This is a genomic window from Bacillus sp. ISL-78 (genome assembly GCF_018613455.1).
In the GTDB taxonomy this organism is placed as follows: Bacteria; Bacillota; Bacilli; order Bacillales; family DSM-1321; genus Peribacillus; species Peribacillus frigoritolerans.
This window is the reverse complement of record NZ_JAGGQC010000002.1, coordinates 200,370-217,909: the sequence shown is the minus strand read 5'-3', so window position 1 is coordinate 217,909 and position 17,540 is coordinate 200,370. Positions and strand designations below refer to the sequence as shown.

General features: G+C 36.2%; 22 protein-coding genes and 1 pseudogene. 19 read left to right on the top strand and 4 right to left on the bottom strand.

Annotated features, from left to right (window positions below):
- Positions 1-84: 84 nt before the first annotated feature.
- From J7I96_RS01490 to J7I96_RS01435, 13 genes and pseudogenes are all read left to right on the top strand, one after another.
- On the top strand, positions 85-2,841 hold the full coding sequence (locus tag J7I96_RS01490; protein ID WP_214923124.1) for a phage tail spike protein: 2,757 nt from the start codon (positions 85-87) through the stop codon (positions 2,839-2,841).
- A gap of 12 nt (positions 2,842-2,853) precedes the next feature.
- Positions 2,854-3,075, top strand: coding sequence for a hypothetical protein (locus tag J7I96_RS01485; RefSeq protein ID WP_214923126.1), 222 nt, complete (start codon positions 2,854-2,856; stop codon positions 3,073-3,075).
- Positions 3,076-3,114: 39 nt separating this feature from the next.
- A complete protein-coding gene (locus J7I96_RS01480) occupies positions 3,115-4,944 on the top strand; it encodes an Ig-like domain-containing protein (protein WP_251029072.1) in 1,830 nt (609 codons plus the stop codon).
- Between the two features lie 13 nt (positions 4,945-4,957).
- On the top strand, positions 4,958-6,364 hold the full coding sequence (locus J7I96_RS01475) for a hypothetical protein (protein WP_214923128.1): 1,407 nt from the start codon (positions 4,958-4,960) through the stop codon (positions 6,362-6,364).
- Between the two features lie 83 nt (positions 6,365-6,447).
- Positions 6,448-6,981 carry an acyltransferase gene (locus J7I96_RS01470; RefSeq protein ID WP_214923130.1) on the top strand — a complete coding sequence of 178 codons (534 nt, stop codon included), beginning with the start codon at positions 6,448-6,450 and terminating at the stop codon, positions 6,979-6,981.
- 128 nt (positions 6,982-7,109) lie between these two features.
- A complete protein-coding gene (locus J7I96_RS01465; protein ID WP_214923132.1) occupies positions 7,110-7,502 on the top strand; it encodes a hypothetical protein in 393 nt (130 codons plus the stop codon).
- A 4-nt stretch (positions 7,503-7,506) separates the two neighbouring features.
- Positions 7,507-7,779 (top strand): holin, encoded by a 273-nt coding sequence (locus J7I96_RS01460; protein WP_396020034.1) that lies wholly within the window; start codon positions 7,507-7,509, stop codon positions 7,777-7,779.
- Between the two features lie 51 nt (positions 7,780-7,830).
- Positions 7,831-8,814 (top strand): peptidoglycan-binding protein, encoded by a 984-nt coding sequence (locus tag J7I96_RS01455; RefSeq protein WP_214923134.1) that lies wholly within the window; start codon positions 7,831-7,833, stop codon positions 8,812-8,814.
- 104 nt (positions 8,815-8,918) lie between these two features.
- Positions 8,919-9,260, top strand: a complete 342-nt coding sequence (locus tag J7I96_RS01450) for a YolD-like family protein (RefSeq protein WP_214923136.1) — start codon at positions 8,919-8,921, stop codon at positions 9,258-9,260.
- Between the two features lie 146 nt (positions 9,261-9,406).
- Complete coding sequence (locus J7I96_RS01445; protein WP_214923139.1) at positions 9,407-9,580, top strand: carbon storage regulator; 174 nt, start codon at positions 9,407-9,409, stop codon at positions 9,578-9,580.
- An 8-nt stretch (positions 9,581-9,588) separates the two neighbouring features.
- Positions 9,589-9,993 (top strand): annotated as a pseudogene (locus J7I96_RS28710) (flagellin N-terminal helical domain-containing protein); the annotation flags it as partial.
- A gap of 354 nt (positions 9,994-10,347) precedes the next feature.
- Positions 10,348-11,145 (top strand): flagellin, encoded by a 798-nt coding sequence (locus tag J7I96_RS28705; RefSeq protein ID WP_396020041.1) that lies wholly within the window; start codon positions 10,348-10,350, stop codon positions 11,143-11,145.
- A 215-nt stretch (positions 11,146-11,360) separates the two neighbouring features.
- A complete protein-coding gene (locus tag J7I96_RS01435; RefSeq protein ID WP_214923143.1) occupies positions 11,361-12,152 on the top strand; it encodes an NPCBM/NEW2 domain-containing protein in 792 nt (263 codons plus the stop codon).
- 96 nt (positions 12,153-12,248) lie between these two features.
- On the opposite strand, the gene J7I96_RS01430 is transcribed toward J7I96_RS01435, so the two are convergent.
- From J7I96_RS01430 to J7I96_RS01420, 3 genes are read right to left on the bottom strand one after another with little or no spacing between them, the layout of a single operon-like run.
- Complete coding sequence (locus tag J7I96_RS01430) at positions 12,249-12,494, bottom strand: hypothetical protein (RefSeq protein WP_214923145.1); 246 nt, start codon at positions 12,492-12,494, stop codon at positions 12,249-12,251.
- Positions 12,494-12,970 (bottom strand): hypothetical protein, encoded by a 477-nt coding sequence (locus J7I96_RS01425; RefSeq protein WP_214923147.1) that lies wholly within the window; start codon positions 12,968-12,970, stop codon positions 12,494-12,496. Before J7I96_RS01425 ends, J7I96_RS01430 begins: the two co-directional genes overlap by 1 nt.
- Positions 12,967-13,164 carry a helix-turn-helix transcriptional regulator gene (locus J7I96_RS01420; RefSeq protein ID WP_214923149.1) on the bottom strand — a complete coding sequence of 66 codons (198 nt, stop codon included), beginning with the start codon at positions 13,162-13,164 and terminating at the stop codon, positions 12,967-12,969. The genes J7I96_RS01425 and J7I96_RS01420 overlap by 4 nt, the downstream gene beginning before the upstream one ends.
- Before the next feature lie 151 nt (positions 13,165-13,315).
- Between J7I96_RS01420 and J7I96_RS01415 the strand changes: the two genes are divergently transcribed.
- From J7I96_RS01415 to J7I96_RS01400, 4 genes are all read left to right on the top strand, one after another.
- Positions 13,316-13,498, top strand: coding sequence for a hypothetical protein (locus J7I96_RS01415; RefSeq protein WP_214923151.1), 183 nt, complete (start codon positions 13,316-13,318; stop codon positions 13,496-13,498).
- 189 nt (positions 13,499-13,687) lie between these two features.
- Positions 13,688-13,918, top strand: a complete 231-nt coding sequence (locus J7I96_RS01410; RefSeq protein WP_214923154.1) for a hypothetical protein — start codon at positions 13,688-13,690, stop codon at positions 13,916-13,918.
- Entirely contained in the window at positions 13,911-15,104 is a 1,194-nt protein-coding gene (locus tag J7I96_RS01405) for an FtsK/SpoIIIE domain-containing protein (RefSeq protein WP_214923157.1), read from the top strand. The genes J7I96_RS01410 and J7I96_RS01405 overlap by 8 nt, the downstream gene beginning before the upstream one ends.
- Complete coding sequence (locus J7I96_RS01400) at positions 15,010-15,654, top strand: hypothetical protein (protein WP_214923159.1); 645 nt, start codon at positions 15,010-15,012, stop codon at positions 15,652-15,654. Before J7I96_RS01405 ends, J7I96_RS01400 begins: the two co-directional genes overlap by 95 nt.
- A gap of 542 nt (positions 15,655-16,196) precedes the next feature.
- Here the strand turns inward: J7I96_RS01400 and J7I96_RS01395 are convergent.
- A complete protein-coding gene (locus J7I96_RS01395) occupies positions 16,197-16,673 on the bottom strand; it encodes a helix-turn-helix domain-containing protein (RefSeq protein ID WP_214923162.1) in 477 nt (158 codons plus the stop codon).
- Positions 16,674-16,930: 257 nt separating this feature from the next.
- Here J7I96_RS01395 and J7I96_RS01390 point away from each other — a divergent pair, with 257 nt between their 5' ends.
- Together J7I96_RS01390 and J7I96_RS01385 are read left to right on the top strand one after the other, a co-directional pair.
- On the top strand, positions 16,931-17,194 hold the full coding sequence (locus J7I96_RS01390; protein ID WP_214923165.1) for a hypothetical protein: 264 nt from the start codon (positions 16,931-16,933) through the stop codon (positions 17,192-17,194).
- A 119-nt stretch (positions 17,195-17,313) separates the two neighbouring features.
- The gene (locus J7I96_RS01385) at positions 17,314-17,496 is read left to right on the top strand and encodes a hypothetical protein (protein ID WP_214923362.1); all 183 of its coding nucleotides are present in this window, start codon (positions 17,314-17,316) and stop codon (positions 17,494-17,496) included.
- Positions 17,497-17,540 lie beyond the last annotated feature (44 nt).

Here is a 17,540-nt window from a genome sequence, read left to right as displayed (position 1 = left end):
GAAGTAATGAGAATTAAATAGCAATATTCCAAGTCGTCCTAAAAGGCGGCTTTTTAGTTTTGCATAAGGAAGCGAGGCGAAAATATGTTCCTTACAGTTACAGATCTAACAGGTATCACGGAACCTCTTTATGATGTGAAAACCCCAAAAAGGATTGAGGAAGTTAATGGAGATTATTCTCTGTCCTTACTCATTTTTAATTCTGAGAGGAATGCTCATGCTTATCCTTTAGTCAAAGAAGAAAGCCTAATTGAACATAAAGGCGTTGAGTATCGAATAAAAAATGTTAACGAGCAGAACATTGGATCTCGTAGCATGAAGACCATTACTGCTCAACATACGATGTTTGATTTAATCGATCACTTTGTGTACGAGACCTTAACTGGTACCAGGACTCTTAAAGAAGCACTTGATTTTATTTTTAAAGGAACTGGTTACACTTTCTCCATTACTGATATTTTTCCAAGTGAAGATGTGGGTGAAGACTTTGGTAATGACAACGGCGTATCCTTGCTACAAAAGGCTTTGGAAATATTTCAAGCTGAATATGATATAAGTGGTACGCATTTCACTTTTGCTGAACAAATTGGTAATAAAACAGATACCCAGTTTCGATATAAGCACAATATAAAAGCAATCAATAAAAGTACAGATTCAAACGGAATTTCCACTTATATAAAAGGATACGGAAAGCTAAAAGAAGAAAAAGATGTGCTTAGTGGAAATTCTATCCCTTATGCCAGTAGGTCTGGAACATATTATACAGACCCAGGGCTAAATCAACTAGCAACAGAAAAAGTTGGTGCTAATTTTAAGTTTTCCTTTGTAGGTACTGGGTTCAACTTCAAAACAATTGTCACTTTCTTAGGTGGCGTGTGGGAGTTTACAATTGATGGTTCTCAAAGCGTTAAAATTTCCACTTATCAAGATGTTGTCTCCAAAGATAAAACAATCGAAATCATAAGAGGGTTAGAAAACAAGTCTCATAGTGTAGTGGCAACATTTAAAGGTAAGGACGCTAAAAACCCTTATACGAAACTTAAATCAGACCCTGCGCCAATTGTATATCTTAAAAGTGGTAATATAATTGGTCTTTATCGTGAATTAGTAGGGGATGAGCAATATACAGTCACAGCTGAATATGTAAGTCCTAATGCATCAAAATTCCCTAATCCTTTTTCTGAAGATGGTTATAAACATGCAGATCCTGTTTACGATGAAAGAATTACTAATAAAACAACCTTATTAAACAAATTAAAAAAATCAATCCAAGATGAACCGGAGGTATCTATAACCGTTGACTTTGTGGACCTTCGAAATGCTGGTTATCCATATCAACATCCGAATAAGGGGGATGAAATTCTTCTTATTTATGAACCTATGAATTTAGATATAAATGTTCGAATTATGAGGATTGAAGAAGAAGAGGATGCAAAAGGAAATATTATAAATTGCGCCGTTACCCTTGCTAACTTTGGAAAATCAGCTTCAAGTGTTATGACCAGTTTTAGTCAAACTTCAAAAAGGATCTCCAGAATCTTAACTGATGATGATAAGCTTAAATATGATTTTCTCGATGAAGCTGTTAAGAGAGCAACTGCAGCCTTGCAAAGCGCACAGACAGAACTTGAATTTAACAATGGCCTCATTGCTAGGGAAAAGACAAATCCCAATGAATTAGTCCTTTTTAATAGCCAAGGAATTGGAATCAGTACAGATGGCGGCCAAACTTTCAGAACAGCAATGACAGCTGAGGGAATCGTCGCAGATGCAATTACCACAGGGACATTACGCGCAATCATCATCGAAGGTGTAGAGATATATGGTTCAATGTTTGAAACATCGGATAACAGTGATGATTTTATCCGTATAGAAAAAAACCAGCTTCGGTCTCATGGCCGTTATACAAGAACTTGGGATGGTGTGGAAGAAACAGCATTATTGAATCTTGGTATTAGGAACGGTCAGATGTGGGTCTCTAATGAGGAGACAGGCTATAACCTATATTTCACAGAGCGTGGATTAAGTACAACAATGGCAGGGGCTACTGAAGGTCTTTCTTCAGGAACCTTAGAGTTCCATTCACAAAGATTCAACCAAACTTCACGTGGTGTAACGCTTCATAGCACTTATGGTGCTGTTTCATTATTATCAGAATACAGCACCATTTTCACACGTTCTCGTTTAACAAATAATATCGAATCAGAAGAGTATTCAGTTTACATCAGACCTTATCTAAATACACGTGCAGGAATTAACGAATTTAGGTTTTTCGTTAAAGATAATCCGTCCGGTTATGATACGGATGGTGTCCTGGGGTATGGCAACTATAGTGGAGAAAGTAATCTTGGTTCAGGTATTCGTTTTGATAAAGACGCAGCTATTATTTACGCCACTAACATCAATGGCGATATGGGTAGTGGTGTTTTTAGTGCCTCAGAATTTCGAAATAGCTCTAGTATCATTTATAAAACCAATATTGAAGATTTGAATGTTAGTGGATTGAATATCATTAATAATTTGGAATTAAAACAATATGTACTCCAATCAGATGTAGACCACGGGATCTATAACAATTGGCAAGTGGGTGTGATCAGTGAACTTAGTCCAGAGGTAGCAACTTCAGATGGCCTTTCCGTAAATATGTATAAATTGCTAAGTTATGCAGTTAAGGCTATACAGGAACTATCTATAAAAGTTGATGTTCAACAGCAACAAATAACGGATTACGAAGTTTTATTATTACAATTAGACAGGAATCAAGAGCAAAAAATAATCAGTCTTGAGGAAATAATAAGCGAATTAAAAGACCGAGTTTTACATTTAGAACAAGCCGCATAGGAGCGTGATAGTATGGAAGAGAAAAAAGAATTAACAAAAGAGGAATTGGAACAAAGAGTTCAACAATTAGAGTATGAGTTGAAAAAATCAATAAAAATTGCAAAGAAATTGACAGATAAAATTGCAAAAAAAGAACACGAAAATGCCATTTTATTAGTGCAATTTGAAGAGGTTGCTGAAGGTTTTGCTGCATTGCAAGAAATTCAAAAAAACACTCAAAACACTACAGCCTAATTAAAGGGCTTTTTTTATTGCCATGAAAGTGGGTGCAAGATGCTTAAAGAGTTTTCAATAGTTGTTGACGCATTAGAGGCTGTTAAAAACCCAGTATTTAACGTGAATGCAAATGATCTAAATACATTAAAATTGTCCATAATCATTAATAAAGGTGGCATTCCTGTTGATTTAACTGAGGCAACTTCGGTTCGACTAGCTGTTAAAAAACCTGATTTAAAAACCGTTTTTCAAGAGGGTCTAATCACTGATGCTTTAACTGGTAAATGTACGTTTATATTAGATTCACAAGCTTATATTGTATCAGGTAGTCATGAAGCAGAAGTAATGGTTTATGCAGGAAGTGATAAGGTAACTGTTACGAATAAGTTTAAGTACTTCACCCAAAAAGGCATTTTAAGTGGTGAATCATTACAAAGTACAAATGAGTGGCCAGTGCTTAGTAAAGCACTGGAAACTGGTGAATTACTCAAAGATATCGATATTAATAAGTTAGCAGAAATTGCAAAGATTATTGAAAATGGCGGTGCAGGCAGTCCTGGTTTTAATGTAAGAGACATAATTAGTGGCGAAAACTTTACTGTGGATGGTGGCTCAACACTACCACCTAATGCCGCGCCAACATTAACGAGCTCATTCGTTCCGGTTACTATAGATGACAAAACTACACTTACAATTCCTTTTACAATAACGGACGATAAAAGCACCTCATTGACCTTAACAGAAACGGTAGACGGTGTTTCCACTACCAAAATAGTTAATTTAGGTTCTAATACATGGACCGTTGGATTGTTAGCAGCTGGAACCCATACGTTATCTTTAAAAGTTTCAGATAACGAAGGTTTGGAAAGCAATGTTTTAATGTTTTCAATTACTGTAACCGCACAAATAAGCAATATTTCAGTGATAGGAGTCACATTAAACCAAAATAATTTAACTATCACTAAAGGGAACACTTCACAATTAACAGCAACAGTTTTACCTTCTAACGCTACGAATAAAACCGTAACATGGAACAGCTCAAATACAACTATAGCAACAGTTAACAGCAGTGGATTAGTTACAGCGATTGCCGCAGGCAGTGCTGTTATAACAGCCACAACGACGGACGGTGGATTTGTTGCGAATTGCAATTTAACGGTTAAAGAAGCAGTGGTAACACCTCCACCGCAAACAGAAGCTCCAATTTATGAAGAAGGCGGTTATTTGAACATACCTTTAAATACTCATGTTTGGTCGGGTGTAAGTGGTTATGCAGACACCGAATATATTGGGGTTGCTGGCGGTATTTTAAGTGCTTTATTTGACCGCACAACCACAGGCGGAAATCCAATAATAGTTGAAGGCTATCCATATGTTCCTTTTGTGGTAAATATGCCTACAGCGACATATCCTTACGAAGCTAGTACGATAGCAAGTTCTGGATCACAATTAGGAAAACCGATTTTAAAGGTTTCCACTACACACGGGACGACAGCGACGCTTATAGCAGATTATTTAAAAAATGCAGGAAAAAGAATGAAACTAAAATTGGCAACAGGATTTAAAATACTTTCTATCACCCCTAACGTTTCCAATGTAACGACAAGAACATCAGGAGTCACGGCAGATTTTGAATATGTAAAGTTCACTTTAGGCGGTAGTATTGGGGATTATGTTCCACCAACAACGCAAGATACTTTTTATTCTTCGATTGGCAAGGTTATTGCAGCTAATGATTATGTGTTCAGTCGTACTTTTGCTAACATTCGCGTTAATGCAGACGGAACAGTCGAAATGTTATTACCTAAAGGGACATTGTCTAGTCTTGATGTGGCAGGCGTGAGTGCTTATTTAACAAGTGCAAATTTAAAAATATATTATGTGTAAGGGGAGCTGTTAAGTGGAAGCACAAATAAAGGTGCTTGACGGGTTTTTCCCTGTAACGGTTGCTGAAGCTGTTTATGTAGCACCGGACAAAACATTAAAACAAGCCATTGAGGATGGTAGCATGGGTGGCAATGGCAATGGACCTTATACGTTACCAATTGCATCAGCAACAACTTTAGGTGGTATTAAAATAGGGACAGGGTTATACATTGACAACAACGGTGTTTTAAACGTAACGGGTGGCGGCGGTGAGAGTGTCGCTGTTAGTGGAAGGGGTCACGCTATCTTTTCATTGCGGGGCGGCGTTATCAACGTAAGGAAAGACACGAACACTACAAAAGTTTATTTTACCTTCCCTACTTTAGATACAAATAGGTATAGGAGGTTGTTTGTTTGGAAGCCATCAGGGACAGGGAACGTCTATATAGATTTACAGGACGGTACATTAGAAGAAGGTGACGCTTTAATCTATAACCTTACAAATAACACAGTATCAATTAAAAATGCAGGTTGGGGTGCGGTTGCGGTTTCTCAAAATGAATATTTACTTTTATATAATAATCTAGGCATTTTAGGCGGGTTATTAAGTAAATATTGCTTGTACGGCGGGGATTCTTTAGGTGTACCGGTAAAGGACATTGAGGGAGAATTAATATCTAACACCGGATCCACTCAAGGGATATTTATTGTAGGGGATATTATTTATAAGTGTAACCATTCTAACGATGAACACACGGACTTTGTAAATATAACCGCCGTTTCAAAACCGAATCCTAACACTATTATAAAAACAATTACGCACAATCTAGGGCATATGAACGCTCCTGATTACAGTGCAGTTAAAGATTCTTTGATTGTAGGAAATGGTTCAAAAAGCTTTACATTATTACCGAAAGGATGGATACTTCCCAATTTTTCCGCCTTGTTATCTGGGACTACGATTGATTTTAATACGGTCGATAAAATCGAATTAGACTTCAGTCAATTGATCGAGGAATGGAAGGGACAGTTATGTTGGGGTTATAGTTCCAGTGATATCATCTATTTGTTCACCAATGATAACCGAATCTTGAGGAAGATTCTTTTAGGTAAAGGGACGAATAATCTAGGGAGTGGAACCTATATAGATGGATCTGCAGCAACTAGATATAATGGAAGCTATACAATTTTAAATACCTGGTACTCCAGGACTGTCGATACATTAGGCGGTATGTTTTTTCATGAAGGGTACATTTATACAGGGGTTAAGGGAGCAAACAACATTAGAAAGTGCATCCCTTTAAACAATGGGTATTTCGACAGCGAATACAGACCTATTGTAAATGCTACTGGAGATATGCAGGGCGTTTCCATATCTGATGGGCAAGTCTTTGCTTTCACGGATTACAAGGGGTATAAATTCAGTTTGGGGAAACTTTGAATGGATCTGGTTTTTTTATTTATAGAAAGGTAATAACCCCTTATTCGTTGAATAAATGAATGTAGAAAGGGGTTATTCAAGTTATGTCGAAACTAAAAAGTTGCTTATCATTAATTATCTGGAATTTATTTGTAAATACTTTAGGGAAATCTATATTGGTGCCTCAAAATCTACGATATATGCTTTATAAAATGGCGGGGATGAAGACATCTTCTTCAAATATACGATCTGGTTGCACTTTCCGTGGAAAAAGCCTTGTAATCGAAAAGGATGTTTTTCTTAACCACAATGTATTTATCGATAGTTGGGAAAAGGTTACGATTAAGGAAAATGCAGCGATCGCCTTTGATGTTTTAATTTGCACATCAGGCCATAAGATTGGAGAATCATTTAAAAGGGCTGGAGTTTCTGATAGGAAACCAATAGTAATCGGGAAAGGGTGTTGGGTAGGGGCAAGGTCAACTATTCTCCCTGGGGTCATATTAGGGGATGGATGTGTTATTGCTGCAGGGTCAGTGGTAACTAAAGACTGTAAACCAAACACTCTTTACGCAGGTGTTCCAGCAAAAGAGATAAGATCATTAGAAGATGATAAACCCTCCCTTCATGCTTTATAGAATTTAAATACTTAAACTAAATAGATATACAAACCAGGTCGTCCAAAACGGGCGGCTTTTTATTATGTATATACATCCTAGACATACAGAGATAGAGAGAATTTTTATGTTAAAGGGGGTTATGAACATTGGAGGAGATGGACATGCCACAAAGGTTAGAAAACCATGAGCAACGTATATCACAACTAGAAACCAATTATGGTGAGGTCATCAAGGAAATATCAGTTATAAAACAGGGTCAGGACCAGATTGAAAAAACCGTTTTGCAAACCTCGAATTCTCAAAAAGATATATTAGTTTCACAAAATCAAACAATGTTGCAGCATTTACTTACCATTAACCAGAAGCAAGAAGAAGTAAAAGGACAGGTGCAATTAACAAAAATCGCAGCAGAAAAGGACGTCACAGTAGCGAAGATGTCTAGTCAAGAAAAGATCCTCGTAGCTTTACTTTCAGCTCCAGGGCTATTGTTAGCAGCGTTTGAATATATACCAAAAATCATAAGTTCATTTGGAGGTTGATCATATGGATAACGAAGTAATGCAACAAGTATTAATATTTACAACTATATTTGCACCAATCGTAGCAGCAATGGTTCAGGTGGTTAAAAAGACAGTTACTTTGCCGAATAATGCACTTCCCATTTTAAGCCTGGTAATCGGGTTAGGTGTGGGTTCTGTTGCCTTTCCCTTCACAGATATGGATATCGTATTAAGGTTATGGGCCGGGGCATTCGCTGGTCTGAGTGGAACTGGCCTTTATGAGTTAGTTGTAAAAAGAGAAGGAAATTCAAAATAAGCTGCCCATCGGGGTGGCTTTTTATTTTAAATTAAAAGGAGACGATGAAAAATGAACTTTATTAAACTCCCTCAATTAGTCGATATGAAAGGCAAATTAGAATCAAAAGGGACTTATTCAAAGCGTACGAAAACAATCACTCATCGTGTATGGCATCATTCATTAACAAAAAAGAATTTGGGTGGATCTGATGCTGCAAGCTTTGCCAAGTATCATGTAATTACGCTGGGGTGGCCTGGATGTGGCTATACGTTTGTAATTGAGCCGAAGAATATAATTAATACTCCAAATGGAAAAAGGGCAAGGATTGTTTATGCAAATGATATTAACCAAAGGACTTACCATGTTGGAAACAGCAATCAGTTCTCCCTTGGTATCTGTGTTGCTGGTGATTATCGTTATGACACTATGGATGATGCTACTCTTGCGAGTATTGCAGAGCTTCACGCTGCCCTTGTTAAAGATGGGATAGGGAAATATGATAAAGCCCATAATGAAATGCCAGGTTATAGCTGGAAAGCCTGCTGTCAGTATAACTACAGAGATGCTTTTGACTGGAAAGGTTCAAAAACCCCATCCAAACCAGCGCCGGCTCCTGATGTTTATACAATCCAAGAAGGCGATACTTTATGGAGCATTGCACATAAGGATGGCGCAGGTGGCGTACAAGTTGAAGATTTAATTAAAGCAAATCCTGGCATAGATCCAACTAAATTAAAAATCGGTCAGAAAATCAATTTCGGAAATGCTAAAGAGGTTATTTCACAACCTGAAAAGGCCAAAAAACCTAATGTAGAAGTGGAAGTTACACCAAAACCTATTGTTCCTTATCCTGGAATCGTATTAAAAGAAGGCGCAAAAGGGATGAAAGCAATTGATATCAAACGGGTCCAACGTGCCTCTGGCATGCCTGAAAAAGATGTTGATGGTAAGTATGGACCTAAAACAACAAAAGCCGTAAAGGCCTATCAGAAGCGACAAGGGTTAAGTCAAGATGGACGAGTAGGACCTAACACTTGGAATCGGATGTTTTAAAGCGAAAGTATATTTCCTTCTTCTTAATTGGGGAAGGAATTTTTTTTTGCCTTTTATAAGAACAATTGTTCGTATATAATAAATGAAAAGGAGGGATTCTTCTGATGATAATTCGTGATAGAGGGCTCGTTAAATGGCAAGCAGCATTAATTATGCCAGAACATAAATCTTTACATAAAAGAATAGGTGAGGTTGATTATTTCTTGAATAAGAAACCTGTCCTTGATGAATACCAGGTTGAAGAATTTGAAAACAATATTCATTATGCAATGGAATATCATTTACCGATAAGTTTTAGATTACATAACGAGGGAAATCCACAAGGATTGCATGGTTATTGTGTGTACATTCATCCTGTCACGAAAGAGTTACGTATTCAGAAAGAAGATAGTTCCTTTGAGTATATTCAGTTTGATGAGATTATTGGAATAACTGTTGAGGATTAAAAAAAGCCCTTCTCTTATGAGAGGGCTTTATGTTTGTTTCTAAAAATAATAGTTCATATGTTTCTTAAAGATTATTTATAAAATAAGTTAAACAATTAAAAAGTATAGTCGATATTTCTTATATAACATCAAGGAGGATGACAGGAATGGGTTTAGTTGTTACAAGGAAAATGGAACAATCACTGGTTATCATCAATGAAGAAACCAATGAAAAGATAGAAATAACGCTTTTTAGACATGAATTAAAAGGTGATATTCGAATGAAGATAGATGCACCGAAGAAATACAATATTCTTCGTGAAGAGGTAATACCTGAATAATTCCTATCATGGCCACATGGATGAGGCCACCTATAAAAAAACACGGAGGTAACAAAATGATTATCAATCACAATATCACAGCTTTAAACACACATCGCCAATTATCAAGTGCATCTAATGCACAATCTAAATCAATGGAGAAATTGGCATCAGGTATGCGCATCAACAAAGCTGGTGATGATGCAGCTGGATTAGCAATCTCTGAAAAAATGCGTGGGCAAATTCGTGGGCTTGATCAAGCTTCTCGTAATTCACAAGACGGTATCTCTATGATACAAACGGCTGAAGGGGCTTTAAATGAAACTCACGATATTCTTCAACGTATGCGTGAACTAGCAGTTCAGTCTTCAAATGATACTAATAACGATAAAGATAGAGCAGAAATCCAAAAAGAAATTAGTCAATTAACAGAAGAAATTGATCGTATTTCAAACACTACTGAGTTCAATACTAAAAAACTATTAGATGGCTCTCTAGGAAAAGATCGTGTGGCTACTGCAGGTGTTAGTGAAGGTCAAGCAAACTTAAAATCAAGCACTGCAAACGTTTCAGGTGTAACTGGAGTACTAACAAATGATAAAGTTGGAACTCATGAGATTTCATTTAGCACAGGAGTTGCTGGAGAAGTTAAAGGTAAAACTGGATTAAAAGGCGACGAAACGTTAGCATCATTAGGTATTACTGATATTGCTGGCTTGGCTGTAGGTGACTTAGCTGGTGAAACAACACTTACTGGCTTAGACTTGAATAGTACGGTTGCTGATCTAATGAATGCAATTAGTACTCAAACAAACGCTACAGCAGAATTAGTGGATGGACAGTTAACCGTTTATAGTGATGCAGCTAGTGCAACTCAACTGAATATTAAACAAACAACTTCTAGTGCAACAAATGCTGTTGCTGTATTATTTAATAATGGGACAGCAGCTGCAGCAAAAGCTAGTACAAATGCTAGTGCAACTAAATTAACTATACATGATAAATTTACTGATGCATCTGGAAATGTAACAACTTCTACTAATAGAACTGGAGCGGACGGTACAGGAAACATAACTTACAATGGTTTAACTATTGTAAAAGGAACAGGAAATATTGGCGCTGCTGATAAGTTTACAGTAGAAGGACTTGAAGCTGAAAATGCTAAAGGTGCTCGTACTGACGGTTCTGCTACTTTACAAATTGGTGCAAATGAAAACCAATCTATTAAAATTGACATTGAAGATATGTCTTCTAAAGCATTGGGTCTAAATGTAAATGGTTCAGTTATTAGTGTGAAAACAGCAACAGAAGCTTCTCGTGCTGTTACAAAGATAAACAATGCTATTGAAACAGTTTCTGCGGAACGTTCAAAAATGGGTGCTGTTCAAAACCGTTTAGAACACACAATCAATAACTTAGGAACATCCTCTGAAAACCTAACTGCTGCGGAATCTCGTATCCGTGACGTAGATATGGCGAAAGAAATGATGAACCAAACTAAGAATTCTATTCTTTCTCAAGCAGCACAAGCAATGCTGGCTCAAGCTAACCAACAGCCACAAGGTGTTCTTCAGTTATTACGTTAATAATAAAGAAAGGGATCTTCTTTTGAAGGTCCTTTTTTATTAATATAGAACATGGTAAAAGCCCTTACTCAGTGAGTAGGGGTTTATTTTTTGAATTGGATTTACCCATTATGGTGTTTTTTGTTTGGGATGGAAAATACTACTTGAATTAATAGTTAATTTGGTCGATAATAAAAATTGGTAAAAAAGTACTATATGAAATCGGGGGATATATCATGAAAAAAACATTTGTATCATTAGCAGCAACCGCATTGCTGTTAATTAGTTTCACTTTTGTTCCGCAAACAACAAAAGCCGCTCCTTCTACGGCTACACTTCAGAAACAAGTGGATGATTTGAAGAAACAAGTAAATACAAAGGATAAAGAAATTAAATCTTTAAAGGGTCAAATCACAACAAAGAATGGAGAAATAGCTTCATTAAAAAAGAACGCAGCAACACCGATAAATGCAAAACTTACTTACCAAAATCAATCGAAAACTAATTCACTTCTCACATATAAGGGAAAAACATACGCCCAATTGGATACAGTAGGAGGTCTTCTTAGATTAGGGGTCTCTTATGTAAAAAAAGACAATACGTGGTACATGGGAGAGAATAGTAACGGCGTGTATATGTCTGATATCTTATCTACATATGTTGGTGGGTCAGCAACTATTGATTCAAATACCACGATGGCTGGGGTGGCCTATAAAAAAGGCCAAGAATATGATATTTTCTCCGATACTTATAAATACGCTTATAATTTACAGGGGAAATACACCACGATTAAAGGACTTCTTGGATATAATGATGATTCAATCGATGATGATGATTTTACCGGGACTGTATCTTTTTATGGGGATGGGAAGTTCATTAAGTCCTATACGATGAAAACAAGGGATCTGCCAACTTCCGTAACTCTCTCCGTAAAAGGAGTGAAAAAACTGGAGGTTAAAACCTCTTTAAAGTCTATAGCTGGTTACGAGTATGGAAGTGTGAAATTTGCTAATGCCAAAATTTATTAATTCGAATAGTTAAATGAGATACAAAAAAGCTGGCTTATAAGATTAGCCAGCTTTTTTAGTAGGTAAATCAACTTGCAATGGTAAATGAGGATAAGGTTAATTAAGTCTAACCTTCTTAACTAACTCCGTAATATCAATATCTTCGTTATAAACAACTTGATCTATTCGGAAATCCTCACTAGCTGCGTAGCTACTTTTAATTTGTTGAATCCATTCATATGCAGCAATGGCTGCATTCCAGTCTGGATCTTTCTTATAATCTGAATTAGGAACAGGAAAGCTTCCACTCTGTAAAAATTTCGTTCCTTTTGAATGTAAGTAAACTTTGATATTAATGTACATCAATTGGATTCCCTTTCACAATCATCCTTACCAGAGTCTATGCATTCTGAAAAATTTTCAGTCCACTGTTTTTGTTCTCCACTGCTCATTTTCGACCATTCATATTGATCAACAAAACCATCACTATTCAGATCATTTGATTTAGTTTGTTTTTGTTGAGATTCCTGGGGTTTCTGTTGTGCTTGTTGTTGTACTGCCAATTGGGCCTGTCGTTTTTTTTCTGCGATCCTCTCACGTTCTTTTCTTTCAGCCTCTTCTTTTGCTTTCTTTTCCGCAATGATTCGTTCTTCTTCTTTTATTTTCTGTGCTTTAATAATTTCCTTTTTTTTAATTTCTTCTTCTTCGTATTTAATGTCTTCAATTACCGTTTCCAGCTTATCGAGTCTATTGTCTTTTCCAATAGTGGTGACTTTTCCATGATTACATCCACTTAATAAAGATATTGCTAGGACAATAGGGAATAGAATACTTCTCAATTCTCATCCTCCTTATATAAATCATCGACCTTCACATCTAATAATTTAGCTAATTTAAACGCCTTATCAATTGTAGGATAGTTTCTCATATTTATCCAATTCGAAATTTGTTGTGATGAAACACCTATTTTATCAGCTACGTATTTACTCTTTAACCCTTTTTCTTTAATAATTTCTCCTATTAAGCATTTCATCTTATCACCCTATAAAGGTATTCTCCTTGTGATATGGATATCCCTCTATAAGAAAAGCTGTAAAAAAATATAAGTTTATTTATACAGACAAGCAATATTTTAGGCTTATGACCATACATTGCACTATACAAAGAAGAGGAGAGTGAACAACATGGATCCATTCACATTCGGAATTGTTGCTGTTGGTGCTACTGGTGCTTCATTAATTGGTATTTCATTATTAGATGGTGCTGGCTTCCAAATAAATGATACGGCATTACTTTTATTCATGGAAATAGCTAAGTACGGAGGGATACTATTTCTCCTAAGAGAACTTAGTAAACTATTCTTGTGAAAACAATCCTTTCTGAATGGAAACAGACAGAAAGGAGATATGTGAAGTATATCTGTTTCATCTTGAAAGAAGTAAAAAGAACAAGCTACAACTCAACTACCACCTAACATTGTATAGTTCAATGAAGGATACACCTTATGTATTATGCAATGAAGTTTTCTTTCTATAATTCACTGAAGGAGTGATTGTATGTTTTTTCATAAGAATTCAAAGAAAGCTTTTAAACCATTACAGGACTTCCTGTCCGAATGGACCAACGATCCAGAGGATACTGAAGAAACTTTAAGCCAGTACATGTACATGTTTCATGATGAAGAAAAAACGTATTACAAGCACTTTGGAAACCGTGAATACTTCAACGTTTGTAATGACGGTACAACAGAAGGAGAAATTGAAGATTGGAGGAATTGGAATGATTGAATGGCTAGCAATACCAGCAATGGCTTTTGGCGCTGCTCTACTCCCAAAGAAAAGTTTAACTGATCAGAAAAAAATACAAATGATTTTTGAAAACAGAAAAGTTGGTATCAATAAAGGAGCAACGTTTCTATACCCTAAATTAATCCGCAAATACAACCACTCTACTTACACCACTTATATCTACTCCTTGCCTTTAGGCGTACCTTCAGAAGCTTTTGAATCTTTTATCCCTGTATTGAAAGATGGATTAAATAAAGATATAGAAATTGAATTTGATGAGGTGTTAAGAATCAATGTGTTTGAGCAGGGGCTGCCGAGCAGTTGGAAATATGATGAGGATCTGTTAAGACCTGATACATGGGAAATTCCAATAGGCAAGAACCACAAAGGCACTTTATATCACGACTTTGAAAAATACCCTCACATGCTTGTAGGAGGAGTTACACGTTTCGGAAAAACCGTTTTAATCAAAGAGACTTTTTACACTTTGCTTATGAACCAGATTAAAGATGTGGAGTTTTATTTCCTGGATTTAAAAGGCGGTTTAGAGTTTGGGAAATATCAAGGATTGCCACAAGTTAAATCAGTCGCGAGCGATGTGTTCGAAGCAGCTGAAGTATTGTCTGAAATTGTGGATGATCTAAAGAAACGTGAGAAGTACTTTAGGGAAAAGGGCTATACGAACATTGTGGATACGCCTATAAAAAAAAGAACATTTGTCATAGTGGATGAAGGGGCTGAATTATCACCAAATATTATTGCTGGCGAAGGTAAGAAATACGCAAAGTTCTGTCAGGCTGCTTTATCTGAGATATCCCGCATAGGTGGAGGTTTAGGGCTTCGGCTCATTTATTGCACTCAGTATCCCACTAAAGAAGCTGTCCCAATGCAAGTGAAAATGAACATTGTAACTAGGATCTCATTTATTGCTGCTGCCCAAATTGCGAGCATGGTTATTTTAGACGAAAAAGGGGCGGAAGACTTACCGAGCATTCCAGGGCGTGCCATCTATAAAATTGAGAAAAACAGAATCGTGCAAGTTCCATATATAGATGATAAATATATGTTCGAAAAAATGGAGGAAAGAGAAAATGACATCATTCAAGCAGCAACGTATCGAAAGCCTGTTAATGACAATAGACCGGCTGAGTATGGCGAAGATAAGACACCTCCAGCAAATACATGATTTAAAAAGCTACCGGAATGCTTGCAGAGTAATAAAACAGTTGGATCCATTCATTCATGAAACTTTCTTCGATAAAGAAAAGGTCGTTTATTTAAATAAAGCCGGGAGACAATTGATTGGATCAACTAAAGAAGTGAAAAGAAACTCACTCATGGAGCATACTCTTTTGCGCAATGAGGCATATTTATACTTTAATTGTCCGATAGATTGGAAGACGGAGCATAGGATTGAATCTAAAGAGGCTGTCCCTACATTCGGTATTCAATTCATGGGCCTTTCACCGGCCAAAAAGAGAATAATAAGCGACGCGTCATTTAATCGAAATGGATATATGCATTTGATAGAGATAGACAATACAAGGAGTATGATTGATAACCGAAAAAAAATTGATGCCTATGCAGAAGTGCTGCAGGACCTAAGAAAAAGCACGGCACCTATCCTTTACATCTTCACAACTAATCTAGAGAGAAAAGGAAAATTCGATTTTTGGTTGAAAGAAAAGAATATCCACGGCCAAGTAAAAACCTTTTCTGAAATTAACACATCATGATTATCTAGAAAAGACCATCAAAATGCAAAAATGACATTACTGGGCTACAATTACAAAAAAATGCATTTAATTAAGAATGTTCTTGTAACCGAACGACTGTTCGTATATAATTTATATATCGAATGAATCAGGCAAAAAGAATCACTTTGTCTGAGAGAAGACAAAGTGATTCTCAAAACTTATATATATCTATATAAACTGAGCGATTGAAAACACAATCTTAAGTTCATCCTTTTTAGTTGTTCATAAAGAAAAGGAACACCCCCTTAGGAATCAGTAATCCAAACTTACTTTATAGTAAACTGCTCATTAAGGTATTTTAATCCATTTGTCGCTCTTTACTTGCTCATACATGTTAAATGTAGTTGGAGTGACTCTAAGAATATTAGCTACCTGTTCTTTTGTTAAGTTCTTTTTATTCTTAGTTCCTGAAATCGGATTGTGGCGGTGTAAGGAGTGTTAAAATTTGAAAAAGCCTGTAGATCTAGAGGAAGTAGCAAAGAAGTTAGGCATCCACATCAATCAATTTAAGATAGAACTAACTAGGCTTTATTCTGATTCACAAGACGAAGAGAACGAACATATGCAATAATACCTTTAGTTTCTTCTTCTGTTAAATCCATACCATCTATTTGAACATTAAACTGTTTTAATAATTCCTCATCGGAAAGATCTATATTTTCGATAAAGTCATCTTCTACTGGAGATGGCTTTTTAGGTTTTAAAGTATATGGAACATCAGATTCTCTTGCTATAGATGGGTATTTTGGTTTTGAAGGTTCTTCAAGTAACTCTTCTTCATTCCAGTAACCGCAAGCAACCATTAATTCTACATATGAAGTTGAATGTAAAAAACGAGCTAATTCTTTTAATGTTTCCATTGAAGGTTTTTGAATTTCTTTCTCTATTCTTGAAATTGTAGCAGCTGTAATGCCTGATTTCTCAGCTAATTGCACTTGTTTAGTAAAGCCAGAAGCAATTCTGTTTCTTTTTATGAATTCCCCATATCCTATATTCATCTTAATTCCCCCATTTATGTTTACTTATTGAATTGAAATTTATTTTCTATTTTTTATGAATATATTTTTTATGATTTTATTATTGTATAGAAAATATACCAAATATTTTACGGGTGCGCAATAAACTAAAAGTAACAAAAAGTTACGCGGAAGTAATTTTTTTAAAACTTTACGTAATTAATTATTGCGCGCGCGTAATAATTGGTATATATTGAATTCACCAGGAAAATATGCCAACTTTTTAAGGAGATGATGTTATGGAAGGTAAATTAGAGAAAGTTGCTTTACGCCTCAATGAAAAAGAGCTTAGGATAGCAGCGATCGAACACAATCTTAGAACCGACAAGCAAATTGCAGAAGCTATTGGAGTTTCAAACACTCAACTCTGGAAAGCAACATTGCCCATCAATGACCCGAGGCACAATACACCAGGTCCAGCATTTATCGCAGGAGTATTAAGCGCCTTCGGTGAGCCCTTTGAAAGATTCTTTTTTTTAGAAGAAAAACTTACGAGGTCGTAAAAATAGGGGGGTGACAATAGAAATGATAGATATTTTCCTAATTTACTTAATGGTAGTTTTGCTGAGTATCGTTGCTGGTAGCTTTCTTGCAGATGAAAGACTTAAAGGAGGTGAAGACAATGAGTAAAGTAACTGTTTGGTATATGACTGAAGAAGAACGTCTTGCTTACATTGAAAAGCATCCGATCGTACCTTCTGAGGAAAAGCCAAATAAAAGCGGAGCAGCTTTCTCAGATATTTTTGCTTATGGCGAACGTCGAAAGAAATTGAAGGGAGGTGAAAGGACTGAAAATAAAATCTAAAGAATGGTTAGCAATGTCTGAGGTTGATCGCTACATGGAAATTT